This window comes from Cupriavidus lacunae, from assembly GCF_003353055.1.
Lineage (GTDB): Bacteria > Pseudomonadota > Gammaproteobacteria > Burkholderiales > Burkholderiaceae > Cupriavidus > Cupriavidus lacunae.
This window is the reverse complement of record NZ_QKWJ01000009.1, coordinates 154,875-179,151: the sequence shown is the minus strand read 5'-3', so window position 1 is coordinate 179,151 and position 24,277 is coordinate 154,875. Positions and strand designations below refer to the sequence as shown.

The following is a 24,277-nucleotide window of genomic DNA, read 5'->3' as shown; positions in this document are numbered from 1 at the left end:
ACTCTTCCAGAGAAGGGGGCAGCAGATAGGATTGGTCGGGTTGATAAGGAAGGTAACTGGCAGCCATGCCCGTATTGTCCTCGATCTTTCGCCGATTTGGCTTCTGCCGCGCAGCCTCCTAGGTTGCACCACCGCAAGGAGCCGACACATGTCATTCGCGCTATACATCATCGGCCTGCTGGTCCTGCTCGGCGGCATTGCCTGGGGCATGTCAACGGCCGGGCTCGCGCCCGTCTATATCGGCATTGCCTGCCTGATCGTGCTCGGGATCGGCATCATGGCGGCCGTCTCGCGGACCCGCACCAAGGACCCTTCCTGAAGGCTGCGGGCCCGGCGGCGTGGCGGGGCCGCTCTGGTTGTCCGTGACGCCGCGCAACGGTGGGCGGACCAGGTTGGCTTGCCAGGCCTGCTGGATCACCTGGGCGATCTGGTTGAACGCCTCCTTCGAAATCACGGCTTCTTCACGCATGGTCTCCAGCGACAGCCGGCCCTTGCGCAGGGCGAACAGCATCAGCAGCCGGCGCTCCAGCGCCACGGTGTAGTCGCCGAACTTGACGCGCATCTCGGCCAGTCCCTCTTCGGCAGCCCTGGAGCGGTCTTCGAGCACGCCGTCAAGCACGGTCGCCATGCGCGCGCCGAACACCGGCGTGAGCATCGAGCGGTTGTAGCGGCGCAGGCGGTCCAGCACGGTCTGGCGGCAGATCAGCAGCTCGAAGCGGTCGGCCAGCGCGCGCGCCAGCGCCCGGTCGATGCCCAGGCGGCGGTGCAGGAACAGCGCCACGCGAAAGCCGACGTGGTAGTCCAGAATATGCCGCGCGGCCCGGTTGTAGCCGATGCGGCCCTGTTCGCGCGCCGCGTCGATCATCTGCGTGGTGTTGCGCATCATCGCGTCCAGGTTGGCCACCGAGATCACGCCTTCGCCGTATTCGGGGATCAGCTCGCGCTCGCGCGTCGCCAGCGTGACCAGGCCGATGGTCAGGCGGACGCGTTCCGGCAACGCCGTATCGAAGTCGAATTCCGCCGAGCCCAGTTCGATGCCGTGCCGGTATTTCTGCGCGGCATCGCGCGCGGCGGCCGGGGGCAGGTCGAACGAGTCGGCCACGCGCGTGAGCATGGCTTCGACTTCCTCGGTGGAAAGCCGGATCGCCTGCTGCTGCAGCGCACGGTCCTGCGGCGAGAGCTGGTCCAGGCCGAGCCGGTGGATCAGGCCACGCAGCGTGGTGCCGTTGAGGAGCAGGCTGACCAGTACGAAGCCGGTGGCCAGGATGGCGACGAAATGGCGCGCTTCGTAGGGCAGGTCGGTGTTCTCGGCGATGCCCAATGCCAGCACCAGCGTCACCGCGCCGCGCAGCCCGCCCCAGGCGATCGCCAGCTTGAAGGCGCCGTTGATGGGCGCGCTCAGCCGCAGCCAGGACAGTAGCGGCAGCAGGCCGAACAGCGTCACCAGGCGCGCTGCCAGTGCCGCGATGACCAGGGCCAGCAGCAGCCAGCCATGATGCCGGGTCACGCCCGCCAGCATCGACGGCACGCGCACCGCGGCCAGCAAGAACACCACGGCCCCGGCGATGCCCGCAAACTGCTCCCAGATCATGCGCAGGTGGCGCCAGTTCGGCGGGGTCAGGCGGGTGGGGCCCAGCGCGCTGACCATCAGGCCCGCGCACACCACGGCGACCACGCCGGACACGCCCAGGAGTTGCTCGGCCAGCAGGTAGAGCGGGTAGGGCAGCGCCAGCGTCAGTGCGCTTTCGGCCATGGGCAGGCCGGCCAGGCGGGGCAGCAGGTCGGATACCAGCCGCCCGGCCAGCACGCCGCATAGCACGCCGCCGATGAACGACCAGGCCAGCTCGCGCAGGCCTGCCGCCAGCGTGGCTTGCGCGCCGTGCCCGGTCAGCATTGCCACCAGCACGCCGACGATGGCGATGGCCGCGGCGTCGTTGAGCAGGCTTTCGCCTTCGACCAGCCGGATCAGCCGGGCCGGCGCGCCCACATCGCGGAAGATCGCGATCACCGCGGCCGGGTCGGTGGTGGCCACGACCGCGCCCAGCAGCAGGCAGACTGCCAGCGGCATGCCGCTGGCCGCCGCCGTGGCCACGCCGATCACGCCGGTGGCCACCACCACGGCGACCACCGCCAGCAGCAGGATCGGCGCAGCGTCTGGCAGCATGCTGCGCACGTCCGCGGTCAGCGCCGCATGGAACAGCAGCGGCGGCAGGAAGATCCACAGGTAGGCCTCGGGCGGCAGCGCGGGGTCGATCAGCGGATGCAGGAAATGCCGGGCGAAATCGGGGTGGGCCGCATCGATGGCCACGTAGCCCGCGCCGATGGCGATGCCAATGGCCGACAGCAGGGTGGACTCGGGCAACACCAGCCGCGCGGCGGCCACCTGCACCACGGCGACGATGGCCAGCAGTGCGCCGGCCAGGATCAGGATGTCGACGATGATGCTCATGTGCCGGCCTCCGTGTCCAGCATGTCATGGACAGGCGGACTCGCCAGCCGGCTGCGCACGGCCGCCGCCAGCTCAGCGGCCGCCGGTGACAGGCTGCGGTTGCGCGAGGTCACCAGCCCGATCGAGCGCTCCGTCACCGGCGCGGTCAGCAGCCGCTCCACGATGCCCGGCTGGCGCACCGTGCCCGCGGCGATTTCGGGCAGCGCCGCCACGCCGAAGCCGCATTCGACCATGGCCGCAATGGTGGCCAGGCGTTCGGCCTCGAACACCGGCTGGAAGCGGATGCGGTTCTGCAGGAAGGCCCATTCCGCGTACTGGCGCACGCTGCTCGGGTGTGTCATCGACACATGTGGCGCGCTGGCGGTATCGGCCCAGCGCAGCGGCCCGGGGCTGCGGGCCAGCGGGTGCGTCGACGGAATCAGCAGCACGAAGCGGTCCGACAACAGCGGCTCATACTGCAGGTCAGCCTGCTGGGGATCGGCGGCGGTCAGGGCAAAGTCCACTTCCCCGGCGCGCACCAGGTCGAAGGCCGGGCCCGAAAGGGTGTCGAATACCTTCAGTGCCACTTCCGGGCGGGCCTGATGGTAGGCCATCAGCACGCGCGGCAGCACGCGCGCCGCCAGCGAGGGCAGCGCCGCCACGGCCACCTGGCCGCGCTCGGCGCTGGCGATACCGGTCACGGCGTCGATGGCGCCGCGGAACGCGGCCTGCAGCAGCGCAGCCTGCTGCATGAAGACCCGGCCCGCCGCGGTCAGGCGTACCGTGCGGGTGGTGCGGTCAAACAGGCGCACGCCGAGGGATTCCTCGATGCGCAGGATCTGCGTGGACAGGGCGGATTGCGACAGGTGCAGCTGGCTGGCGGCCTGGCGGAAGTTCAGCGTGCGGCCGAGCACCAGCGTGGTTTCGATGTCGCGCATCGACAGGTTGATTTTCATGGGCGGCAGCGGGCCGGCGGTATCTGGCGTCGGCCGGGTCATTCGATTGATCTGATTTGTGGATCATTTTATCCATAGAATCGGCTTCTTCAATCAATGCAAGTTCACTACACTGCCGGGATTCCTGGGAGAACCTATGCCGAATCCGACTGATCCGGGCATCCTGAGCCGGCCCGGTGCCGCGCACGCCGTGGTGGTGGGCGGCGGCACCATGGGCGCCGATGTCGCCGTGGTGCTGACCCGCGCGCTGTGCCACGCCACCGTGGTCGAGCCCGATGCCGGCCGTGCCGGCGCGCTGCCCGGGCGCGTGCGCGGCAACCTGGCCGCGATCGGCCGCGAGCAAGGCGCGGAGCACCTCGCGGTGGCCGCCACGCTGGACCAGGTGGACTGGACCTCGGTGGACCTGGTGATCGAGTGCATCCCGGAACAGCTGGACCTGAAGCAGGCGCTGTTTGCCGAGCTGGTGCGGCGTGCGCGTCCCGATACGGTGCTGGCCAGCAATAGCTCCAGCTTCCCGATCAGCGCCATCGGTGCCGGCCTCGACACGCGTGCGCGCATGCTGGGCCTGCACTTCTTCATGCCCGCGCACCTGGTGCCGCTGGTGGAGGTGGTGATGGGCGATGCCAGCGACGAGGCCTGTGCCGACGCACTGATCGCCTTCATGCGCCGCTGCGCGATGGTGCCGGTCAAGGTGCGCAAGGACCTGCCGGGCTTTCTTGCCAACCGGCTGCAGCACGCGCTGTCGCGCGAGGCCTTCAGCCTGATCGACCGCGGCATTGCCTCGCCCGAGGATGTCGATGCGGCGGTGCGCTTCGGCTTTGGCTTCCGCTTCCTGGCGGCGGGGCCGGTGCTGCAGCGCGACCACGCCGGCATCGATGTGCACGCGGCTGCCGGCGCCACCATGTACCCGACCTTCTGCAACGACGACCATCCCGCGCGCTGCCTGTCCGAACGGGCCGCCGACGGCCGCCATGGCATGAAGCGCGGCGAAGGCTTCTACCAGTGGACCCCTGAAACCATTGCCGCCGAGCGCGCGCGCTATGACCACCTGCTGCGCGCCGGCCTGGCGCTGATCGCGCCCGAACTGCCCGAGATCCAGCCATGACCCAGAACACTTCCCAAGCCACCGCCCAGCGCGCGCCGCTGGCCGACTCGCCGCTGATCGTTACCGTGGCGCCCAATGGTGCCTACAAGCGTGCCAGCGACCATCCCGCGGTGCCGCTGACCGCGGCGGCGCTGGCCGCCGAGGCGCGCGCCTGCCTGGATGCCGGCGCGGCCATGATGCACATGCATGTGCGCGATGCCGAGGGCCGTCATTCGCTCGATGTGCAGACCTACCGCGATGCGCTGGCGGCAGTGAAGCAGGCTGTCGGCGAAGCGCTGCTGGTGCAGGTGACCAGCGAGGCTGCCGGCGTCTACAAGGCTGCCGAGCAGATGGCGACGGTGCGCGAGCTGCGGCCCGAGGCGGTCTCGGTCGGCCTGCGCGAGGTGGCCGTGCCGGAGATCCCGGACGGCGAGCTGGCGGCGTTTTTCGCCTGGCTGGCGCGCGAACGCGTGATGACGCAGGTAATCCTGTATGACGTCGCCGACGTGCAGCGCTGGCAGTCGATGCGCGCGCGCGGCATGGTGCCGCCGGGCGCGTGGTCGGTGCTGTATGTGCTGGGGCGCTATTCGGCGGGCCAGGTCTCGTCGCCGCACGACCTGCTGCCGTTCCTGCAGGCCGCGAGTGATGCGGTCGGGGCCGGTGACGCGCTGCCGTGGGCCATCTGCGCCTTCGGGCGCGAGGAAAATGCTTGCGTGACCGCGGCCGCCGCGTTCGGCGGCCATGTGCGGGTGGGCTTTGAGAACAACCTGCTGCTGCGCGACGGTAGCCGCGCGCCCGGCAACCACGCGCTGGTGGCGCAGGCGGTGCAGGGCGGGCTGACGCTGGGCCGGCCCATTGCGGATGCGGCCGATGCGCGCCGCATCTACGGCGAGGTGCGCTGAGGCACGACGCCGGCCGGGCCTGCGTCAGGCGCCATCGGTGAAGCTGTCGCGCGGGGCGTTGGGGTTGTGCGCGCCGTCGCCGAAAGGATCGCGCGGACCGGTCGCCGAGCGCGCGCCATCGGTAAACGCGCTGCGAGTGCCGGTGGCGCTGTTGGCGCCGTCAGTGAACGGGCTGCGGGCGCTGGTGACGCTGCGTGCGCCGTCGCTGAAGGGATCGACGCTGCGGGGCGCGGCCTGCGCGGCGCCGGCAACGCCGGCAATAAGGGCAGTGGCGATAAAGACTTGCCTGAGTGCTTGCATGGATCGCTTCTCCGTTAGAGTGCCGGCCCGGGATGGGCGGCGGTGTGGCAAGTCTAGGCAGCGCGCCCCCACGCGAGCATGACCGGCACATGACATTGCCGTCATCCCGGGCCCTGTGTCCGGGGCAAGCGCACGGCAATTGCCCGCGCGCACACGAGAGAGAAGCGGGAGTACGGACAAAAGCTGTAGAATCACGGCTTTCCGACCGGCCTGCGGTTCCATCGCCGGTTTTTCATTGCCCGCGGATATGCAGCGGGCCTCTCACGAGAGTCATGTCCGAGTCTGATTCAGCCAAACTCGCTGCGGTGGCGTGGATCCGCGAGCAAATGGAGCGTTATGCCCTGACGATCGACGATCTCGTCGCCGCGGGATGCTTCGATACGGTTTCCACTGCCGCGGCACAGCCTGCGCAAGCGGATGTCGCGCCGTCTGCCAGGGCCGAAGCCGCCGGCGCTGTCGCCCCAAATGCCGCTGCGGGCGCCCGCCCGCTTTATCGCAATGCCCTTGGCCAGAGCTGGGACGGGCAGGGCGAGTATCCCGACTGGCTGCAACGCGCCGTCAACGCCGGGCAGTCGATCGAATTCTTCCGCGTCAACTAATCGCGCTTAGAAATGGCGCCTTGAAACAGCGCTTGACTCGATCGGGCTGAAGGCACGCTCAGCAGCGCGCGGGCAGCAGCCGTACGACGGGCAGCAGCGGCAGGATGCCAGTGAACGCCGCCGGCGTCGCCATGGGCGCCGCATGCGCCCAGTGCACGAACACCTCGGCCGGCAGTTCCCGCAGCACGGCGGGCTGCGTCTCCTGCGGCGTGGCGCCCTCGTCTGTGGCCTGTGGCGCATTGGCGTCGTGCAGTTGCAGCGGTTCGCCGCTGCCACCGGGGGCGGTCATCACTTGGACCGCGCTGCCGCGGCAGCTACCCTGGCCGGCGCCATCGAGCGCCGCTTCCGCTTCCAGCTTGGCCGCCACATGCCGCTCCGGCAGCGACAGGCCGGCCGCCTGCACGACGCTGCACGCCGCGGTCACTGCCGCCGCGCTACCGGCGGCGGGCAGCGCAAGCATGGCAAGAGACAGCAACAGGCAGTTCGGCAGGCGTTTCATCGAAGGGGAACAGGCAGAATGGGGGCAATGCGGGCGCGCACCAGCGGCGGCGCCCGGGGAGAGCGCGCATTTTACCGGGGTTTCCCCCTGTCATGACCCGGCATGGCGATGACATTTCTGCAATCTTTGCCCATTTGCCGTCATCCTCGGCTAGCGTTACGCCATGGCGGTGCTGGTGCCGCTGGAAAGTGACTGAATCATGCGTATCCTGATTGTCGAGGACGAACCCAAGGCGGGCGATTACCTGCAAAAGGGCCTGACCGAATCCGGCTTCGTGGTGGACCTGGCGCGCGACGGCGCGGACGGCCTGGCCCATGCGCGCGAGCATCTCTATGACCTGATCGTGCTGGACGTGATGCTGCCGGGCCTGGACGGCTGGCAGGTGCTGCGGGAGCTGCGCCGCGAGCGCGACACGCCGGTGCTGTTCCTGACCGCGCGCGACGAGTTGTCGGACCGCCTCAAGGGCCTGGAGCTCGGCGCCGACGACTACATGGTCAAGCCCTTCGCCTTTGCCGAGCTGGTGCTGCGCATCCGCACCATCTTGCGGCGCGGCCCGCTGCGCGAGAGCGAGTTCATTGAAGTGGCCGACCTGCAGATCGATGCCATCCGCCGCCGCGTGGTGCGCGCCGGCCAGAAGATCGACCTCACTTCCAAAGAGTTTGCGCTGCTGTACCTGCTGGCGCGCCGGCGCGGCGAGGTGCTGTCGCGCTCGCTGATCGCCTCGCAGGTGTGGGATGTCAATTTCGACAGCAACACCAATGTGGTCGATGTGTCGATCCGGCGCCTGCGCGCCAAGGTCGACGACCCGTTCCCGCGCAAGCTGATCCATACGCGCCGCGGCATGGGCTATGTGCTGGACGATGGCGAGGACAGGGTGCACGAGGCATGATGCGGCTGCCGTCGTCGCTCACCACGCGGCTGGCGCTGGCGTACGGGCTGGCCACGGCGGCGATCCTGGTCAGCGTGGCCGCCTACCTGTCGAGCGCGCTGTCGACCCAGCTTGAAGGACGCGACGAAAGCGAGCTGGTCGGCGAGGTGCTGCTGGTGCGCCACCTGCTGCGCGAAGTGCGCAGCGAGGCCGAGATCCGTGCCGATACGCACCGCTTTGCCGATATCGCGATGGGCCACGAGGGCCTGATCCTGGTGGTGCGCACGCGCCAGGGCGAGCCGCTGGTCACGCTCAATCCGCGCAACGAGACCGTGCCGCCGCTGCGGGTCTTGCCCGCCACCACCCAGCCAGAGAAGCGCATGCTGCAGACCTGGCGTCCGAAGAACGGCGTGCCTTCGCGCGGCATCGCCGCGCTGGGCCAGCTGGGCGACTCGGACAAGGCGGTGGAGATCGTGGTGCTGCGCGATGCGGGCTATCGCGTGGCGCTGGTCCGCGAGTACCGCCACCAGGTGCTGTGGGCCACGCTGTGCGGCGCGGCGGTGGCGGCCGGGCTGGGCTTGGTGCTGGCGCGGCGCGCACTGCGGCCGCTGCGGCGCATGGCTGCCGATGCTGCCGCGGTCACCACCAGCCGCCTCGCCACGCGGCTCGACGTGGGTCGCGCGCCGGCCGAACTGCGCGAGCTGGCGGGGGCCCTCAACGACATGCTGGCGCGGCTGCAGGACAGCTTTTCGCGGCTCTCGCAATTCTCGGCCGACCTGGCCCACGACTTCCGCACGCCGATCAGCAACCTGATCGGCCAGACCCAGGTCACGCTGGCGCAAAGCCGTGCGACGGCCGAGTATGAGGCGCTACTTGAATCCAACCTGGAGGAGTACGAGCGTCTCGCGCGCATGATCGAAAACATGCTGTTCCTGGCGCGCGCCGACCATGCGCAGGTGGCGCTGGATGTGCGCACGCTGGACGCGCGCGAGGAGCTGGACAAGATGGCCGAATACTTCGAGGCCGTGGCGGCGGACCGCGAAGTCACGCTGTCGGTCATCGGCTCGGCCCCGGTGCAGGCCGACCAGACGCTGCTGCGGCGCGCGGTCACCAACCTGCTGGACAACGCGCTGCGCCATGCCCCGGCGGGCAGCATGGTGCAGGTCGACGTCGGACGCGTGCCGGCAGCGGGCGGCGCCAGTACCAGCATCCGCGTGACCAACGCCGGGCCGGTGATTCCGCCGGAGACGCTGCCGCATATCTTCGGGCGCTTCTACCGGGCCGATCCGTCGCGGCGCAATTCGGCGGCGTCGACGGGGCTGGGGCTGGCTATCGTCGACACCATCATGCGGCTGCACGGCGGCAGCGTGACGGTGCGCAGCGCCGATGGTGTCACCGTGTTTATGCTGCAGTTCCCGTCCGAGGCGATCGCGGCGCCAGCGGTGCCATTCGCCGCCAGCGTTTCCTGAGCCCGTCCAGTCACTTGCATACGCCCCGCATGCGCGGATAATGGCGCGCGTGCCGGCGGCGCTCTGTACCGGAGCACCCGGCCAGGTGCCATGCAATGCAACCCGATGGACAACCCACAAGGAGAGCGACATGCAAGTGCAACCCTATCTGGATTTCGGCGGCCGTTTCGATGAAGCCATTGCCTTCTACGGCAAGGTGCTGGGCGCGCAGGTCACGTTTGCCATGCGCTACAAGGACGCGCCGCAGGGCCAGGGGATGGAGGTTCCCGATGACTGGAAGGACAAGGTGATGCACGCCAATATCCAGCTCGGCGAGAACCAGGTGATGGCGTCCGACGGCCGGCCCGGCGAGCGCCCGGCATTCAGCGGCTTCAGCCTGTCGGTGGGCGCGGTCAGCAAGGACGAAGGCCAGCGCATCTTCGACGGCCTGAGCGAAGGCGGCCAGGTCGTGGTGCCATACCAGAAGACTTTCTGGGCCGAAGGCTTCGGCATGCTGGTGGACCGCTTCGGCATGTCCTGGATGGTCAACTGCGAGCACTGACCGGCCAGTGTGGCATGGCAGACCATCGCAGACGTGATGGTCTGCCATGCCGCTTGACTCTGTAGTCGCTACAGGGTCTTCAATGTCATCAGGTCAAACCAGCGGGAACAACAAGATATGGCTCGCACATCACCTGAAGACGCTCTTCCTCCCGATCACGCCGCGCAGGCGCACGATGGCGCCGTCCACCGGCATGGCGGCCACGATCACGAACATCACCATCACGGTCATGACCATGACCATGACCATGACCATGACCATGCCGGCGCACCCCACGCACCGGCGGCTGACGCCTGTTGCGGCGGCGGTTGCTCGTCCACCATTGCGCTGGCGCCTGCGGCACCCGTCGACATCCCTGCCGGGGCCAGCACCGCGATGTGGCGCATCGACGCGATGGACTGCCCGACCGAGGAAACGCTGATCCGCAACAAGCTTGGCGGCATGGCGGGCGTGGCCGCGCTGGAATTCAATCTGATCCAGCGGGTGCTGACGGTGCACCACACGCTGCCGTCGCCGGAGCCGGTGGCCAGGGCGATTCAAAGCCTGGGCATGCAACCGGTGCCGCTGAGCGCCGAAGCCGCGCAGCAAGTCGTGCCGGAAACCACCGCGCGCAAGCCCTGGTGGCCGCTTGCGCTGGCCGGCGTGGTCGCGGCGGCGGCCGAAGCGACCGAATGGCTGGGCTTCGGGCTGCCGTGGCTGCCCGCCGCGCTGGCGCTGGCGGCGGTGGCGCTGGGCGGGCTGACCACCTATCGCAAGGGCTGGATCGCGCTGCGCAATGGCAACCTGAATATCAACGCGCTGATGAGCATCGCCGTGACCGGCGCGCTGCTGCTGCGCGAGTGGCCCGAAGCGGCGATGGTGATGGTGCTGTTCGCACTGGCCGAGCGCATCGAGGCGGCGTCGCTGGACCGGGCGCGCAATGCGATCCGTGGCCTGATGGCGATGGCGCCGGAACAGGCCACGGTGCGGCGTGCCGATGGCACCTGGGAGACCGTGCCTGCCGCTGGCGTTGCCGTGGGCACGCTGGTGCGGCTGCGGCCGGGCGAGCGCGTGGCGCTCGACGGCAAGGTCGTGCGCGGCCAGTCCGCGCTGGACCAGGCGCCGATCACCGGCGAAAGCGTGCCGGTCGACAAGGCCGAAGGCGACGCGCTCTATGCGGGCTCGATCAACCAGTCCGGCGAGCTTGAGTACACCGTGACCGCGCCCGCCAGCGATTCGACGCTGGCGCGCATCATCCACGCCGTGGAGGCCGCGCAAGGCAGCCGCGCGCCGACGCAGCGCTTTGTCGACCAGTTCGCGCGCATCTATACGCCCACGGTGTTTGCGATTGCCCTGGTGGTCGCGGTGGTGCCGCCGCTGGTGACCGGCGGCGGCTGGGTTGACTGGATCTACAAGGCGCTGGTGCTGCTGGTGATCGCCTGCCCGTGCGCGCTGGTGATCTCCACGCCGGTGACCATCGTCAGCGGCCTGGCCGCGGCTGCCCGGCGCGGCATCCTGGTCAAGGGCGGGGTGTACCTGGAGCAGGGCCGGCAACTGGCCTGGGTGGCGCTGGACAAGACCGGCACCATCACCCATGGCAAGCCGGCGCAGACCGACCATGCCCTGCTTGCCGACGATGAGCCGCAGGCGCGCGCCATTGCGGCCAGCCTGGCGGCGCGCTCGGACCATCCGGTCTCGCGCGCGGTGGCCACGGCGGCCGTCGCCGACGGCATCGGCACGCTGCCGGTGGATGCGTTCGAGGCCCTGGCGGGGCGCGGCACGCGCGGCACGGTGCAGGGTGTGGAATACCGGCTGGGCAACCACCGCCTGGTGCACGAGATGGGCGCCTGCTCGCCGGCACTGGAGGCGCGCCTCGAAGCGCTCGAGCGCGAGGGCAAGACCGTGGTGCTGCTGGCCCGTATGGACAGCAAGGGTGCAGCCACGGCGCTGGCGCTGTTTGCCGTGGCCGACACCGTGCGCGAAACCAGCCGGCTGGCCATTGCCGAGCTGCATGAACTTGGCGTCAGGACGCTGATGCTGTCGGGCGATAACCCGCACACGGTGCAGGCCATCGCCGCGCAGGTCGGCATCGACGAAGCCCGCGGCAACCAGCTGCCGCAAGACAAGGCCGACGCGATCGCGGCACTGTCCGGCGCCGCCCATGCGCGTGGCGGCCGCATCGGCATGGTGGGTGACGGCATCAACGACGCGCCGGCACTGGCGCGTGCCGATGTCGGCTTCGCCATGGGCGCTGCCGGCACCGATACCGCCATCGAAACCGCCGACGTGGCGCTGATGGACGACGACCTGCGCAAGATCCCGGCTTTTGTGCGCCTGTCGCGCCGCACCTCCAGCATCCTCAAGCAGAATATCGCGCTGGCGCTCGGCATCAAGGCCGTGTTCCTGGTGCTGACGGTGCTGGGGATGGGGACGATGTGGATGGCGGTGTTCGCCGATATGGGCGCGAGCCTGCTGGTGGTGTTCAACGGGCTGCGGGTGGGAGCGGCGCGGCGCGGGGCTTAGGCCACCGCGCGCTGATATCCCGCTCGGTTTGCTCCCCTCTCCCGCTTGCGGGAGAGGGGCCGGGGGAGAGGGCAGGCACTGGCATACCGACACGCCTCACTTCGTCGATACTCCGGCCCTCTCCCCAGCCCTCTCCCGCAGCGGGAGAGGGAGCGCCCCTATCGGCAATTTGGAAACTCAGCAGTCGGATTTACCCGTCAGCCCTGCGGCTGCACAATCAACTCGCCACTGCGCCCCGGGATCTCTCCCCATGTCACCGGCAATTCCGGCAGTCCGTGCCGGTCCAGCCCGCGATACCACGTCGCCATCGACACCAGCTCGTGCCCTTGCGCACGCCAGCCCGCCAGCAGCCGTTCAAACACGGGCGCCAGCTTGCCGCCTTCCAGCTCGGTGTGCAGCGTGAACACATGGTCGCGCGTGCCCTCGGTGAGCTTCAGCAGCGCGGTGTGGACGTTGTCCTCGGTCAGGTCGTCGGTGCCGATCAGTTCGTCCAGCGTCGGCAGCGTGGTCGGCATCTGCACGTGCCGGCAGGGCACGCCGTCGATGGTGGGGATATAAGGCGCGGTGCCGCGTCCGTCGGAGGCGTAAGCCATGCCCCAGTCGTCGATCTGGCGGAAGGCCGCTTCGTTCATCTGCCAGCCGGCCGCGCCATGCGTGGCGGGCGCTTCGCCGAAGATCTCGCGGTAGCGCGTGAAGGCCTGCTGCATCTGGCGGCGGGTCCAGGCGGCATCGCGCTCGCGCACGTTGTCTTGCCAGTAGACATGGTCCCAGGTGTGGATGCCGCACTCATGGCCGGCCGCGCGCGCCGCGCGCATCTCGGCGGCGCCCTTGCGGCCGATATCCGGCCCCGGCAGCAGCACGCCATACATCAGCGTGCGCAAGCCGTAGTTGGACACCACCGAGGTGCGCGACACCTTCTTCAGGAAGCCAGGCCGGAACACGCGCCGCAGCGCCCAGCCGGTATGGTCGGGCCCCAGGCTGAACAGGAAGGTGGCCTGTGCCTGCACGGCCGCCAGCATCGACAGCAGCTTGGGCACGCCTTCGCGCGTGCCGCGCAGCGTGTCGACGTCGACCTTCAGGGCAATGCGTGCCATCTGCGGTGCGCTCAGTTGGCCGAATCGACCAGCGTGCGGGCATCGCTCACGTGGCCGCGATACGCCTCGAAGATGCGGCGCAGCGCCGCTTCCATGCTGATCTCGGGCTTCCAGCCCAGTTCCTCGATGGTGTTGTCGATCTTCGGCACGCGGTGCTGCACGTCCTGGTAGCCCTTGCCGTAGAAGTCGCCCGACGAGGTCTCGACGATCTGCGTCTTGCGCGCTTCGTCAGCGTACTCGGGATAGTCCGCCGCCATCTTCAGCATCATCTCGGCCAGCTCGCGCACCGAGTGGATATTGCCCGGGTTGCCGATGTTGTAGATCTTGCCGCTGGCTACGCCGTTGGGGTTCTCGATGATGCGCATCAGCGCGCTGATGCCGTCGGCGACATCGGCGAAGGCCCGCTGCTGGGCGCCGCCGTCGACCAGCTTGATCGGCTCGCCGCGCACGATATGGCCGAGGAACTGCGTCACCACGCGCGACGAGCCTTCCTTCGATTCGAAGATCGAGTCCAGCCCGGCGCCGATCCAGTTGAACGGGCGGAACAGCGTGTAGTTCAGGCCTTGCTCCATGCCGTAGGCGTGGATCACGCGGTCCATCAGCTGCTTGGAGCAGGCATAGATCCAGCGCGGCTTGTTGATCGGGCCGTAGACCAGCGGCGAAGCCTCGGGGTCGAATTCTTCGTCGCTGCACATGCCGTAGACCTCGGAGGTCGACGGGAACACCAGGTGCTTGCCGTACTTGACCGCGGCGCGCACGATCGGCAGGTTGGCCTCGAAGTCCAGCTCGAACACGCGCAGCGGCTGGCGCACGTAGGTGGCCGGGGTGGCGATGGCCACCAGCGGCAGCACCACGTCGCACTTGCGGATGTTGTACTCGATCCACTCCTTGTTGATGGTGATGTCACCTTCGAAGAAGTGCATGCGCGGGTGGTCGACCAGGTCGCCCAGGCGGTCCGACGACATGTCCATGCCGTAGACTTCCCACGGCGTGGTTTCCAGGATGCGGCGCGTCAGGTGGTGGCCGATGAAGCCGTTGACGCCAAGAATCAGGACCTTTTTCATCGGTTTTCCTCGTTGGATTGTTCGGTGTGGACAAGTTGGGCGAAGGCGTCCGGCGTGAGTGCCGAACCGTCCTGCGCCTGTAATCGGGTGATCATGACCAGGCCGCCGTCGCCGCACAGGCCGACGATCTGCCCGTCGCGCACATGCAGGCCGGGCGCCGTGCCGGCGGGCAGCGCCAGCGCGGCATCCGGCAGCGGCCGGCGCGCCTGCGCCACGATGAAGCGGTGTGCGGCGAGATCGGTGAACGCGCCGGGATAGGGCGGCGCGACCGCCCGGATCAGGTTGTAGACCTCGGCGGCCGGGCGGCTCCAGTCGACGCGGCCGTCCTCGGGCTTGCGCCCGGAGAAGTAGCTGCCTTCGGCAAGGCGGTTGGGGTGTTGCGGCGTCTGTCCCGCGATCATGGCGGGCAGGGCGCGCCAAAGCGTCTGCTCGGCCGCCACGGTGACCTTCTCGAACACTTCGCCGGCGGTATCGTCGGGCAGGATCGGCACGGCGGTCTGGTCGACGATATAGCCCGCGTCAGGCTTGGCTTCCATTGCGTGCAGCGTTGCGCCGGTCTCGGTCTCGCCGTGCAGCACCGCCCAGTTCACCGGCACGCGGCCGCGGTACTTCGGCAGCAGCGAGCCATGCATATTGAAGGCGCCGCCCGGGGCCAGGGCCAGCACGCTCGCCGGGATCATGGCGCGGTAGTAGAACGAAAAGATGACGTCCGGGCGCGCGTCGCGCACAGCCTGGGCGATTGCGGGATCGGTCGGGTCCTCGCCGTAGACGAAGGGAATGCCCAGCTCGGCGGCGGTGTCCGCCACGCGGCGAAACCAGATGTTCTCGTCGGGCCGGTCGCGGTGCGTGATCACCAGCGCTACCTCCACGCCGCGCGCATGCAGCACGCGCAGGCAGCGGTCGCCGACATTGTGATAGCCAAAGACGACGGCGCGCATCATTGCCCCATGTGTGCCGCGGCCGGCGTGGCGCGCTGCGGGTCGGCTTCCAGCACTGCCTTGATGCGGTACCGCGGCCGGTCGCGCACTTCCTGGTAGATGCGGCCGACATATTCGCCGAGCAGCCCAAGGCCGAACAGCAGGATGCCGATCAGGAAGAAGTTCATGGCGAACAGCGTGAACACCCCCTGGACTTCCGAGCCGAGCACGAAGCGCCGCACCAGCAGCACCACGAACAGCACGCCCGAGAACAGCGACAGCAATGTGCCGATGGCCGAGAACCACTGCAGCGGCACGATCGAGAAGCCGGTCACCAGGTCGAAGTTCAGGCGAATCAGCTGGTACAGCGAATACTTGGATTCGCCTGCGTGGCGTTGTTCGTGGCCGACTTCGATCTCGACCGGATTGGAAGCAAAGGTGTACGCCAGCGCGGGAATGAAGGTGTTGACCTCGCGGCAGGCATTGATCGTGTCGATCACATTGCGGTCATAGGCGCGCAGCATGCAGCCCTGGTCCGTCATGCGGATCTTGGTAATGCGCTCGCGCAGCCGGTTCATCGCGCGCGAGGCAACGCGGCGGAACGCGGTGTCGTTGCGCTGGCGGCGGATGGTGCCCACATAGTCATGGCCCGCGCGCATGGTCTCGACCAGGCGCGGGATTTCCTCCGGCGGGTTCTGCAGGTCGGCGTCCAGCGTGATCACGATCTTGCCGCGGGTATGCTCGAAGCCCGCCAGAATCGCCATGTGCTGGCCGAAGTTGCCATTGAACAGGACCACCCGGGTCACGTCCGGGCGCTTGTGGAACTGCGCCGCCAGCATCTGCGCGGAGCGGTCGACGCTGCCGTCGTTGATGAAGATGATTTCGTACGAGTCACCCAGGGCATCCAGCGCCGGATAGAGACGGTCGAACAGGGCTTGCAGCCCGTCTTCTTCGTTGTAGACCGGAATGACGACCGAGACTTCGACCGGGCTCATTTGGAGAGACGTTTGCATGTTTCGCTGAGGATTGTGCAGACCCGCTCCACATCGGAGGCTTGCATCGCCGGGAACAGCGGCAGCGTGACGATGCCGCGCCCGATGCGTTCGGCGTGCGGCAGCATGCCTTCTCGCCAGCCGAGCGAGCGGTAGTAAGTGAAAAGATGGACAGGCGGGTAGTGAACACCGGTGCCGATGCCGCGCTCGCGCATGGCTTCCATGACCAGCCGGCGCGCCTGGGCCGGGCCGCCTTGCAGGCGTTCGGTCGGCAGCACCACCTGGAACATGTGCCAGTTGGTGGTGGCGGCATGCGCATCCAGCGCTTGTGGCAGTTCGATGCCCAGTGCTTCCAGGCCGCTGTCTGCGACGCAACGGAAGTAGGTTTCAGCCAGTTCGGCGCGGCGCGCGGTGATGGCGTCGAGTTTGCCCAGTTGCATCAGCCCGACCGCGGCGTTGACATCGGTCAGGTTGAACTTGCCGCCGGGCTCTTCGACATCCATGCCGTCCATGCCGGTGCGGATCACGCCCTGCAGCCGCAGGCGCTCGGCGCGCACGGCTTCCTCGGGCGTGTTCATCACCAGGCAGCCGCCTTCGATGGTGGTGATGTTCTTGTTGGCCTGGAAGCTGAAGCTGACCAGGTCGCCGAAGGCGCCGATGCGCCGGCCGCGCCAGCGCGAGTCGATGGCCTGGGCGGCGTCTTCGATCACGCGCAGGCCGTGCCTGGCAGCGATGGCGTAGAGCCGGTCCATGTCGACCGGCAGGCCGGACAGGTACACCGGCATGATGGCGCGCGTGCGCGGCGTGATCGCGGCCTCGACGGCATCGAGGTCGAGGTTGCGTGTGCGCGGATCGATATCGACGAACACCGGCCGCGCACCCACTCCCAGCACCACGTTGGCGGTGGCGACCCAGGTGATCGGGGTGGTAATGACTTCGTCCCCGGGACCGATATCCGCGATGCGCAGCGCGATCTCCATGGTCGCCGAGCCGTTGGCGAAGGTGCGCACCGGGCGGCCGCCGAACAGATCCGACAGCGCGGCTTCGAAGGCCTGCATCTTCGGGCCGGACGTGATCCAGCCCGAGGCCAGCACCTTGCCGACTTCGGCAATGGCGGCGGCGTCGATATCGGGCCGGACGAATGGCAGGAACTCTGGAGCGGATGCGGTCATGGCAAGGCGATGGGGAGGCAGTGGATGTCAGGAGCGGGCGATCAGGAAGACGCCAGCCAGTATCAGCAGGATGCCGGCCACGCGCAAGGGGCCGATCATCTCACCAAACAGCCACCAGGCGGCCAGTGCGTTGACCACGTAGCCGAGCGACAGCATCGGGTAGGCGATCGACACGTCCACGCGCGACAGCCCCACGATCCACACGCCCACGCTGACCACGTACAGCGTCAGCCCGGCCAGGACCGGCCATTGCGTCAGCACGCGCAACGCCGTGAGCAGCAGCGTGCCGCGGTCCAGCGTGATCGCGCCGATGGTGTTGACGCCGGCCTTGAGCAGCAGTTGCGCGGCCGCATTGAGCAGCACGCCGGTCAGGATGAAAGCAAAGGTGGAAAGCGTCATGGCGCTGTGGGTTGCGGATTACTGTCCTTGGGGTTGAGCTTGCGGGGCCTGGCCCGGCAGCGTGAAATTGGCGACGGCCACGCGGCGCCGGTCACCGGCAATCTTGTGCATCGGCACGCCGCGCGCGGTCAGCGCCGCGTAGGTTTCCGGCGCCATGATCGCCACCGCGCGCTGGCCGTCCTGCCAGCGGGCGATAAATCCATCGACGGTCGGAATCCACTTCTGCGGCTCCTGGCCTACGCCGAATTCCAGTTCGTCGGGATGCTCCACCAGTATGGTGGTCCGGCGCAGGTAGAACGGCAGCGTGTGGTCCAGCAGGCGCACACTGTACAACGGCATGTCAGGCGTCAGCACGGCGTTGATGGCGGGCACCAGGTCCGCGCCGGAGCTGGGCCGGCCCATGGCCTCATGGGCGCGCAGGGCCATCGTACAGCAGAGAAACATAGCCAGCGCATAGGCCACCACGCTGGGGAACACACCCCGCGTGCGCAGCAGGTGGCGGGCCAGCAGCGCGCCGGCCAGCATCACCGCGAAGGCGATGCCGAGCCACAGGGCAAATTCCCGATAGACCGCATTGGGCGTGCTCGGCTTGTCCATCATGCCGACGAAGGGGCACGCCAGCAGCCCGATCACCCCCAGCGCGATCATGGCGTTGACCTGCCAGCGCCAGGCGCGTTCCGTGGCGGTGTCCAGTGCCACGCCGGCCAGCAGCGCCAGCGCCGGGAAGATCGGCACGATATAGCCGGGCAGCTTGGAACCCGACAGGCTGAAGAATGCGAAGATCGCCGCGGCCCACAGCGCCGCCAGCAGGGCCGGCTGGAACGGGCGCGGCGAGGTGGCGCGCGCCACGCCGGCGCGCTCGCGCACCGCCTGCCACATTTGCGGGGCCAGGCCCAGCCATGGCAGGAAGCCGGCCAACAGCAACGGCACGAAGTACCAGACCGAGCCTTCGCGATGATGCACGTTGGAGGTGTAGCGCTGCCAGTGCTCGTGGATAAAGAAGAAGCGCAGGAATTCCGGGTTGCGCTCGGACATCAGCCAGAACCACGGTACCGTCACCAGCAGCATGACGACGATGCCGCCCAGCAGGTGGAGCCGGCGCCATAAGCCAAAATCGCGTGTCACCAGGGTATAGACCACCAGCACCAGCCCCGGCAATGCCAGTCCGACCAGGCCCTTGACCAGCACCGCCACGCCCATGGCTGCCCAGCAGGCCAGCATCCAGTTGCGGCGTTCCGCGCGCGTGGCCTCCGGGTGCTGTGCCAGCAGCATGAAAGCCAGCACGCACGCCATGGCGCCGGAAAGCGTCATGTCCAGCGAATTGAAGTGCCCGGCAACGTTCCACATCGGCGCAGAGACCAGCACCAGGCCGGTCAGCATCACCACGCGCCGGCCGTACCAGCGTGCCGCGGCCAGCATCGACACACCCACGCCCAGCATGCCGGACAACGCCACGCACAGCCGCGCCTGCCAGTCGCCAACGCCGAACAGCGTATAGGCCAGCGCCGTCATCCACAGGTGGAAGGGCGGTTTTTCGAAATACTTGAGTTCGTGGTAGCGGATCGTCACCCAATCGCCGGTGGCGAACATCTCGCGGGCAATCTCGGCGTAGCGGCCTTCATCGGAGCGCAGCAGGTGGCGCATGTCGAGGGTACCAAACCAGACCAGCAGGATAAGCAGGGTGACCAGCACAACAGTACTGGTGGTGGCTCCGACGGACAGCGCGGTAACCCGCGAGGTCGATGAACTACGCATAGATCTCCTGGAACAGCGCGACAAATCAATGGCCCTGCGTGGCGCGCAGTGACGGGAAAGACATCACAACGCAGGGTGGTGCATAACGGTGGACACCAGGGAGAACACCGGGCCAGGCAACCCGCCGGCCGCCCGGTGGCAGGGCGGCGCCTGGGACGCCAACGACCGCCGGAATATGCGAGGCGGGCAATGTTAGCACGGCGGCCACGGGACGCCGCCGGCTGGCGGGGGAGCGTGTCCAGGGACGGCAGCCGCGCGCGGGCGCGGCGTGGCTCAGGCTGGCTGCACGCGGGCCGCATCCGGACGGGCGCGGCGCAGCCGCAGGCCGACGCCAATGAGCAGGATGCCGCACACAATGGCCCACGAGCCGATCAGCCACAACACCGCCAGCGCGCCAGCCACCGGTTGCCAAAGCACCAGGAACGCGAAGGCGATGCTGACCAGGCCTGCCAGGATCAGCCACCACTCGTTTGGGATTTCCTTGCGCAGCCTGATCGCCGCGACAATTTGCAGCACGCCGGTGAAGCATGGGAATCTCCCACTGGGGCCCGGCACGGGCCGGCATCGAGAAAACCCGGCGACACCAAAACTGCGGGCCTGGTCCTGCCGGATCCAGGCAAAGTGCGTCACGCGGTGGGAAAAAGCCCAGTTACACGCGCAACAAAAACGCGATAATTTCGGTGTCCAGGCCGTGGCCTGGCGGGCCGGGCGCTAATCGGGGGCGCCTGGACATTCTAGACGGGGATCCATGTGAAGACAAAGGCGCAGCAAATCTGGCTGGCAGGTCTGGTGGCGGGCGCGGCGCTGGCGTCGGCGCAGCCGGCCGGTGCGCAGGGCATGGGCGCGCTGCCGGGCTCCGCTGGGGTCGCGCAGGCGGCGGCCGGCCAGGCACAGGCCGCGGCGGCGGCGGTGCTGTGCAATGCGCCCTGGTTCCGTTCCGGCTCGCACGTGCAGATGGAGGGCGACGGCGTGATGCCGATGTCGATCACCATGACCCTGCGCGGCGTGGTGCGTAGCCCGACCGGGTGCCGCGCCCAGCTGGAGATCAATTCCAAGACGGCATTGTCGGCCTTGATGGGGCCACCGGTGATCACCAACCAGGTCCATGAGGTGGTGATCGACCGCCGTGCGCCCGACGCGCAAACCAGCATCGAAAGCCAGCATGCCATCATCAACGCCCGTGCCCGCTATGCGCGCATGTATGGCGAGGCGGCGTTCCGCGGCATGGGCGTCTTCAACTATGCCGGCCTGGATCTGCGCGAAGGCACCGCGATTGACGGCGAGACCTTCGAATCCAGCGTCTCGCTGAAGGTCTACCCGCTGGGATCCGACGAGGCGGTCAGCACCATGCGCGCGCAGCATGCGTCGATCAATATCGGGTCGCGCCATGTCGGCAAGCGCCAGATGATCGATACCGTGATGGGGCGCAAGGAATGCCTGCCGGTCACCTATGAGAAGCGCACCTCGCTGGGACCGCTGCTGGTCGGTGCAGAGGTGGTGCAGGTGGAGCCCACTGTGATGCAAGTGACCGACTGGTACTGCCCGGCCGAGGCCTTTGTGCTGCGCACCGAGGTACGCCAGGGCGACAACGTACAGCGCATCGATGTCACCGCGCTGGAGCGCGACACGCAGGCGCCGTAAGCTGCCCCGCCCCCCCGGTGACCCGCCGGGCGCAAAAAAACCCGCCGAGGCGGGTTTTTTTGCATCAGGCCCGTGCCGTTCAGCTGGCAGCCGGCGCCGAGGCGGCGTTCTTCTTGCTCTTCTTCTTGGTGGACTTCTTGGCCGGCTTCTTCTCCGCGGCCGGCGCGGAAGCGTCGGTCAGTTCACTGCGGGTGCTCTTGTTCGCGCCCTGGGTGTACGGGTCGAACTTGTCGCCGGACTTGGCCCCCTGGGTGTACGGGTCGAACTTCTCGCCCGACTTGGCGCCCTGGGTATAGGGATCGAACTGCTTCTTGCCGCCGGTTTGCGCCTGAACGGCCAGCGAAGCGGCGCCGAGGCAGAGTGCGATCGCGGTCGCGACGAACTTGTTCATGGTTTCTCCTGAAAAATGCCGCCGTTGGGCGGTCGTGTATATGGCCTGCCCTTCGCAGGGACGGCTCGGGCCAGTGTCGCCAACATCATTCATGACTGTCAACTTGGGGCTTGCCCGGTACCACGATCTCATGGAAACCCTGAATTGCGGCCCTGGCGCGATTGCGCCTAGAGCCGCCAGGATGCCTGATTCGCTTATTCCGTGACTGCGTCCGACGGATGCTTCCAGGCCGCGCGCACCTCGCCCGAGGGCGCCAGCGCGAGGTTGATGCCGCGGTTGCCGATGGGCTGCTGGAACCAGCGCTTCTGCAGCGCGATGACCTCGGGGCCGGCAAAGGTCGTGGCCAGGGTCTGGTCGACCAGTCGCTTCCATTCCGGATCGGCCTTGGACAGCATCAGTGCGTTTTGCTCCACCGACAGCGCCGGGCCCACGATCACATACTGCGAGGGATCCTTGGCGCGGGCGCGCAGGCCGGCCAGCAGCACGTCATCCATCACGAAGGCCTGGGCGCGGCCCGATTCCAGCAGCAGGAACGATTCGCCGTGGTCCTTGGCGTAGATGTCGTGATAACCGTACTGGCCCCTGAAGCGGCGCACATGGCGGTCGCCGGTCGATCCGGCGCTGGTGACCACGGTCTTGCCGCGCAGATCGCCGAACGAGCGGATGCCCGAGTCGGCGCGCACCAGCATGCGCACCGTCGACACATAGTGCGAGACGCTGAAAGCAACCTGCTTCTGGCGCTCGAGCGAATTGGTATTGGGCGCGCAGTCCAGGTCCACCAGGCCGTTGACCACCGCGGGGATGCGGTTCTGCGGCGTGAGCGGCATCCAGCGCACCTTCAGGTCTTTCAGGCCCAGCTGCTGGCGCGCCGCCTCGGCCGCGCGCAGGCACAGGTCGACCGCATAGCCGGCCGGCTGGCCCTTGTCATCGGCAAACGAGAACGGCAGCGCAGATTCGCGGTAGCCCAGCACGATGGTGCCGGACTCGCGGATCTTGTCGAGGACCGGGCTTTGGGCGTGGGCCGCCGCTGGCGCGAGCGCGGCAGCGGAGAAGGCGGCGAAGGCGACAGCCGCCAAAGAACGGCGGGCGCGCAGAAGTCGGGCGGACAGGGCAGGCAGGGCGAAGAGAGTCATGCGGGGGGGACCGGAAAGCGGCCGGCAATGCGGCAAAGTCGCAAGGGTATACCCCAGTCTGGGTGGGGCGAAGAACATTGTTGTCATAAGCAAATGCCTGCTGGCCAAGACATGGAACCAGGCGCCGAACTCGCAACAAGCCGGGGCAGTGTGTAACGAATCTACACGTAGTGGCGATTGCGCCACATTGAAATGCACTCAAGCGGGTAGAATCGCGCTTCCGTGCCATTTGCAACATTCCTATAACAATGAGCCCCCGTCCGTCGCGCCTGCCGTGCATCGACGCCCTGAAGGCCGTCAGCTCGCAGCTGATCGTGCTCCACCATCTGGCCTTCTATGGCCCGATGTCGGATACCGCCTATCACCTGGCCCCGGGCCTGGTGGACTGGCTGTATGACTACGCCCGCATCGCGGTCCAGGTCTTCCTGGTGATCAGCGGATTCCTGGCCGCGCGCAGCCTGGCGCCGAACGGGCGGCTGGAAACCAGCCAGCACCCGTTGCTGATGCTGTGGCGCCGCTACCAGAAGCTGGTGGTGCCCTATGCCGCGGCGATCCTGCTCAGCATTGCCGGCGCCGCGCTGGCGCGCCATTGGATGGCGCATGATTCGATCCCCGCGCCGCCCACGCTGCCCCAGTTCCTGGCGCACGTGACGCTGCTGCATAACATCCTGGATGTGGACGCTTTGTCGGCCGGGGTCTGGTACGTGGCCATCGACCTGCAGTTGTTCGCGCTGCTGCTGGGCACCTTGTGGGCCGCGCGCGCCGTGGCGCGCGGGAAAGCCCCGGCGGGCGTGGCGGCCAGCATCGGCATGGTGGCGCTGGTGGCAGTGGCGTCGCTGTTCTGGTTCAATCGCGATGCCGCGTGGGACATCTGGGCCGTGTATTTCTTTGGCGCCTATGGCTTGGGCACGCTGGCGTACTGGGCATCGAGCCCCGGCCGGCCGCTGCTGCCCCTGCTGCTGATCGGCGCGGTGGCGCTGGCCGCGCTGATGCTGGACTTCCGCCTGCGCATTGCCGTGGCGCTGGCTACCGCGCTGCTGCTGGCGCTGGCGCGCCGCGGCGGCTGGCTGGAACGCTGGCCGCGGGCGCACGTGGTGGGCTACTTCGGGCGCATTTCCTATTCCGTGTTCCTGGTCCACTTCCCGGTATGCCTGGTGATGAATGCGCTGGTGTCGAGCCTCGCGCCGGGCCAGCCGGTGCTGAACGTGCTCGGCATGGTGGCCGCGTGGGCCCTCAGCAACGTGGCCGGGGCGCTGTTCTACCGGTTCGTGGAAAGCGCGCAGCCGCTTGCGGCGCTGCGCGCCCTGTTCGGTAGCGGCCGGGACTCGGTACGGGACCCGGGCCGCGATTCGGCCAGCCGCCCGACCGTGTAACGCTTGCAAGCATCGCCGCTTCTTGTTGGTGCTTGTGCACCGCCGGTGTCCTGCCGCCGGCACGCCAGGTGTGCATGGCGTTCCGCGGACTTGCGTTCGGCGCCATACACACAGGCGCAACACTCACGTAAACGGGCATTGGGCGATGGCACAAAGGTTGCCTAGTATGGAATCGTAAACCTGACCATTTGGTCAGGA

General features: G+C 68.1%; 23 protein-coding genes. 9 read left to right on the top strand and 14 right to left on the bottom strand.

Going from position 1 to position 24,277, the window contains the following annotated elements; translation table 11 throughout:
* Nucleotides 1–211: 211 nt before the first annotated feature.
* Nucleotides 212–2,449 (bottom strand): cation:proton antiporter, encoded by a 2,238-nt coding sequence (locus DN412_RS10865; protein ID WP_115014865.1) that lies wholly within the window; start codon nucleotides 2,447–2,449, stop codon nucleotides 212–214.
* Nucleotides 2,446–3,384 carry a LysR family transcriptional regulator gene (locus tag DN412_RS10860; RefSeq protein ID WP_115014881.1) on the bottom strand — a complete coding sequence of 313 codons (939 nt, stop codon included), beginning with the start codon at nucleotides 3,382–3,384 and terminating at the stop codon, nucleotides 2,446–2,448. Before DN412_RS10860 ends, DN412_RS10865 begins: the two co-directional genes overlap by 4 nt.
* A 136-nt stretch (nucleotides 3,385–3,520) precedes the next feature.
* Here DN412_RS10860 and DN412_RS10855 point away from each other — a divergent pair, with 136 nt between their 5' ends.
* Nucleotides 3,521–4,489 carry a 3-hydroxyacyl-CoA dehydrogenase family protein gene (locus DN412_RS10855; protein ID WP_115014862.1) on the top strand — a complete coding sequence of 323 codons (969 nt, stop codon included), beginning with the start codon at nucleotides 3,521–3,523 and terminating at the stop codon, nucleotides 4,487–4,489.
* Nucleotides 4,486–5,370 (top strand): beta-keto acid cleavage family enzyme, encoded by an 885-nt coding sequence (locus DN412_RS10850; RefSeq protein ID WP_115014859.1) that lies wholly within the window; start codon nucleotides 4,486–4,488, stop codon nucleotides 5,368–5,370. Before DN412_RS10855 ends, DN412_RS10850 begins: the two co-directional genes overlap by 4 nt.
* 24 nt (nucleotides 5,371–5,394) lie before the next feature.
* Here DN412_RS10850 and DN412_RS10845 read toward each other — a convergent pair whose 3' ends face one another.
* Nucleotides 5,395–5,670, bottom strand: a complete 276-nt coding sequence (locus DN412_RS10845; RefSeq protein ID WP_115014855.1) for a hydroxyquinol 1,2-dioxygenase — start codon at nucleotides 5,668–5,670, stop codon at nucleotides 5,395–5,397.
* A 272-nt stretch (nucleotides 5,671–5,942) separates the two neighbouring features.
* Here DN412_RS10845 and DN412_RS10840 point away from each other — a divergent pair, with 272 nt between their 5' ends.
* Complete coding sequence (locus DN412_RS10840; protein WP_115014852.1) at nucleotides 5,943–6,269, top strand: H-NS family nucleoid-associated regulatory protein; 327 nt, start codon at nucleotides 5,943–5,945, stop codon at nucleotides 6,267–6,269.
* 58 nt (nucleotides 6,270–6,327) lie between these two features.
* On the opposite strand, the gene DN412_RS10835 is transcribed toward DN412_RS10840, so the two are convergent.
* Nucleotides 6,328–6,768 carry a hypothetical protein gene (locus DN412_RS10835; RefSeq protein WP_115014850.1) on the bottom strand — a complete coding sequence of 147 codons (441 nt, stop codon included), beginning with the start codon at nucleotides 6,766–6,768 and terminating at the stop codon, nucleotides 6,328–6,330.
* A gap of 199 nt (nucleotides 6,769–6,967) precedes the next feature.
* On the opposite strand from DN412_RS10835, the gene DN412_RS10830 reads away from it, so the two are divergent.
* From DN412_RS10830 to DN412_RS10815, 4 genes are all read left to right on the top strand, one after another.
* Complete coding sequence (locus DN412_RS10830) at nucleotides 6,968–7,657, top strand: heavy metal response regulator transcription factor (RefSeq protein WP_115014847.1); 690 nt, start codon at nucleotides 6,968–6,970, stop codon at nucleotides 7,655–7,657.
* Nucleotides 7,654–9,105: a heavy metal sensor histidine kinase gene (locus DN412_RS10825; protein ID WP_115014845.1), complete on the top strand. Its 1,452-nt coding sequence runs from the start codon at nucleotides 7,654–7,656 to the stop codon at nucleotides 9,103–9,105. Before DN412_RS10830 ends, DN412_RS10825 begins: the two co-directional genes overlap by 4 nt.
* Before the next feature lie 130 nt (nucleotides 9,106–9,235).
* A complete protein-coding gene (locus tag DN412_RS10820) occupies nucleotides 9,236–9,646 on the top strand; it encodes a VOC family protein (RefSeq protein ID WP_115014842.1) in 411 nt (136 codons plus the stop codon).
* 117 nt (nucleotides 9,647–9,763) lie between these two features.
* Nucleotides 9,764–12,148 carry a heavy metal translocating P-type ATPase gene (locus DN412_RS10815; protein WP_115014839.1) on the top strand — a complete coding sequence of 795 codons (2,385 nt, stop codon included), beginning with the start codon at nucleotides 9,764–9,766 and terminating at the stop codon, nucleotides 12,146–12,148.
* Nucleotides 12,149–12,345: 197 nt separating this feature from the next.
* Here DN412_RS10815 and DN412_RS10810 read toward each other — a convergent pair whose 3' ends face one another.
* From DN412_RS10810 to DN412_RS10775, 8 genes are all read right to left on the bottom strand, one after another.
* Complete coding sequence (locus DN412_RS10810) at nucleotides 12,346–13,242, bottom strand: polysaccharide deacetylase family protein (RefSeq protein WP_115014836.1); 897 nt, start codon at nucleotides 13,240–13,242, stop codon at nucleotides 12,346–12,348.
* 11 nt (nucleotides 13,243–13,253) lie between these two features.
* Nucleotides 13,254–14,306, bottom strand: coding sequence for a bifunctional UDP-4-keto-pentose/UDP-xylose synthase (locus DN412_RS10805; protein ID WP_115014833.1), 1,053 nt, complete (start codon nucleotides 14,304–14,306; stop codon nucleotides 13,254–13,256).
* On the bottom strand, nucleotides 14,303–15,244 hold the full coding sequence (locus tag DN412_RS10800; RefSeq protein WP_115014879.1) for a formyltransferase: 942 nt from the start codon (nucleotides 15,242–15,244) through the stop codon (nucleotides 14,303–14,305). Before DN412_RS10800 ends, DN412_RS10805 begins: the two co-directional genes overlap by 4 nt.
* Nucleotides 15,244–16,236, bottom strand: a complete 993-nt coding sequence (locus tag DN412_RS10795; RefSeq protein ID WP_115014830.1) for a glycosyltransferase — start codon at nucleotides 16,234–16,236, stop codon at nucleotides 15,244–15,246. The genes DN412_RS10800 and DN412_RS10795 overlap by 1 nt, the downstream gene beginning before the upstream one ends.
* Nucleotides 16,215–17,387: a DegT/DnrJ/EryC1/StrS family aminotransferase gene (locus DN412_RS10790; RefSeq protein WP_115014827.1), complete on the bottom strand. Its 1,173-nt coding sequence runs from the start codon at nucleotides 17,385–17,387 to the stop codon at nucleotides 16,215–16,217. Before DN412_RS10790 ends, DN412_RS10795 begins: the two co-directional genes overlap by 22 nt.
* Before the next feature lie 27 nt (nucleotides 17,388–17,414).
* Nucleotides 17,415–17,786 carry an EamA family transporter gene (locus tag DN412_RS10785; protein ID WP_115014825.1) on the bottom strand — a complete coding sequence of 124 codons (372 nt, stop codon included), beginning with the start codon at nucleotides 17,784–17,786 and terminating at the stop codon, nucleotides 17,415–17,417.
* Nucleotides 17,787–17,804: 18 nt separating this feature from the next.
* A complete protein-coding gene (locus tag DN412_RS10780; RefSeq protein WP_115014822.1) occupies nucleotides 17,805–19,541 on the bottom strand; it encodes a glycosyltransferase family 39 protein in 1,737 nt (578 codons plus the stop codon).
* Between the two features lie 273 nt (nucleotides 19,542–19,814).
* Complete coding sequence (locus tag DN412_RS10775; RefSeq protein ID WP_244222620.1) at nucleotides 19,815–20,057, bottom strand: DUF308 domain-containing protein; 243 nt, start codon at nucleotides 20,055–20,057, stop codon at nucleotides 19,815–19,817.
* 234 nt (nucleotides 20,058–20,291) lie between these two features.
* On the opposite strand from DN412_RS10775, the gene DN412_RS10770 reads away from it, so the two are divergent.
* Nucleotides 20,292–21,182: a hypothetical protein gene (locus tag DN412_RS10770; RefSeq protein WP_115014819.1), complete on the top strand. Its 891-nt coding sequence runs from the start codon at nucleotides 20,292–20,294 to the stop codon at nucleotides 21,180–21,182.
* 79 nt (nucleotides 21,183–21,261) lie between these two features.
* Here DN412_RS10770 and DN412_RS10765 read toward each other — a convergent pair whose 3' ends face one another.
* Both DN412_RS10765 and DN412_RS10760 read right to left on the bottom strand, forming a co-directional pair.
* Nucleotides 21,262–21,573, bottom strand: coding sequence for an amino acid ABC transporter permease (locus tag DN412_RS10765; protein WP_115014817.1), 312 nt, complete (start codon nucleotides 21,571–21,573; stop codon nucleotides 21,262–21,264).
* A gap of 194 nt (nucleotides 21,574–21,767) precedes the next feature.
* Nucleotides 21,768–22,706, bottom strand: a complete 939-nt coding sequence (locus tag DN412_RS10760) for an amino acid ABC transporter substrate-binding protein (protein ID WP_115014814.1) — start codon at nucleotides 22,704–22,706, stop codon at nucleotides 21,768–21,770.
* A 248-nt stretch (nucleotides 22,707–22,954) separates the two neighbouring features.
* On the opposite strand from DN412_RS10760, the gene DN412_RS10755 reads away from it, so the two are divergent.
* Nucleotides 22,955–24,079, top strand: coding sequence for an acyltransferase family protein (locus DN412_RS10755; RefSeq protein WP_115014812.1), 1,125 nt, complete (start codon nucleotides 22,955–22,957; stop codon nucleotides 24,077–24,079).
* Nucleotides 24,080–24,277 lie beyond the last annotated feature (198 nt).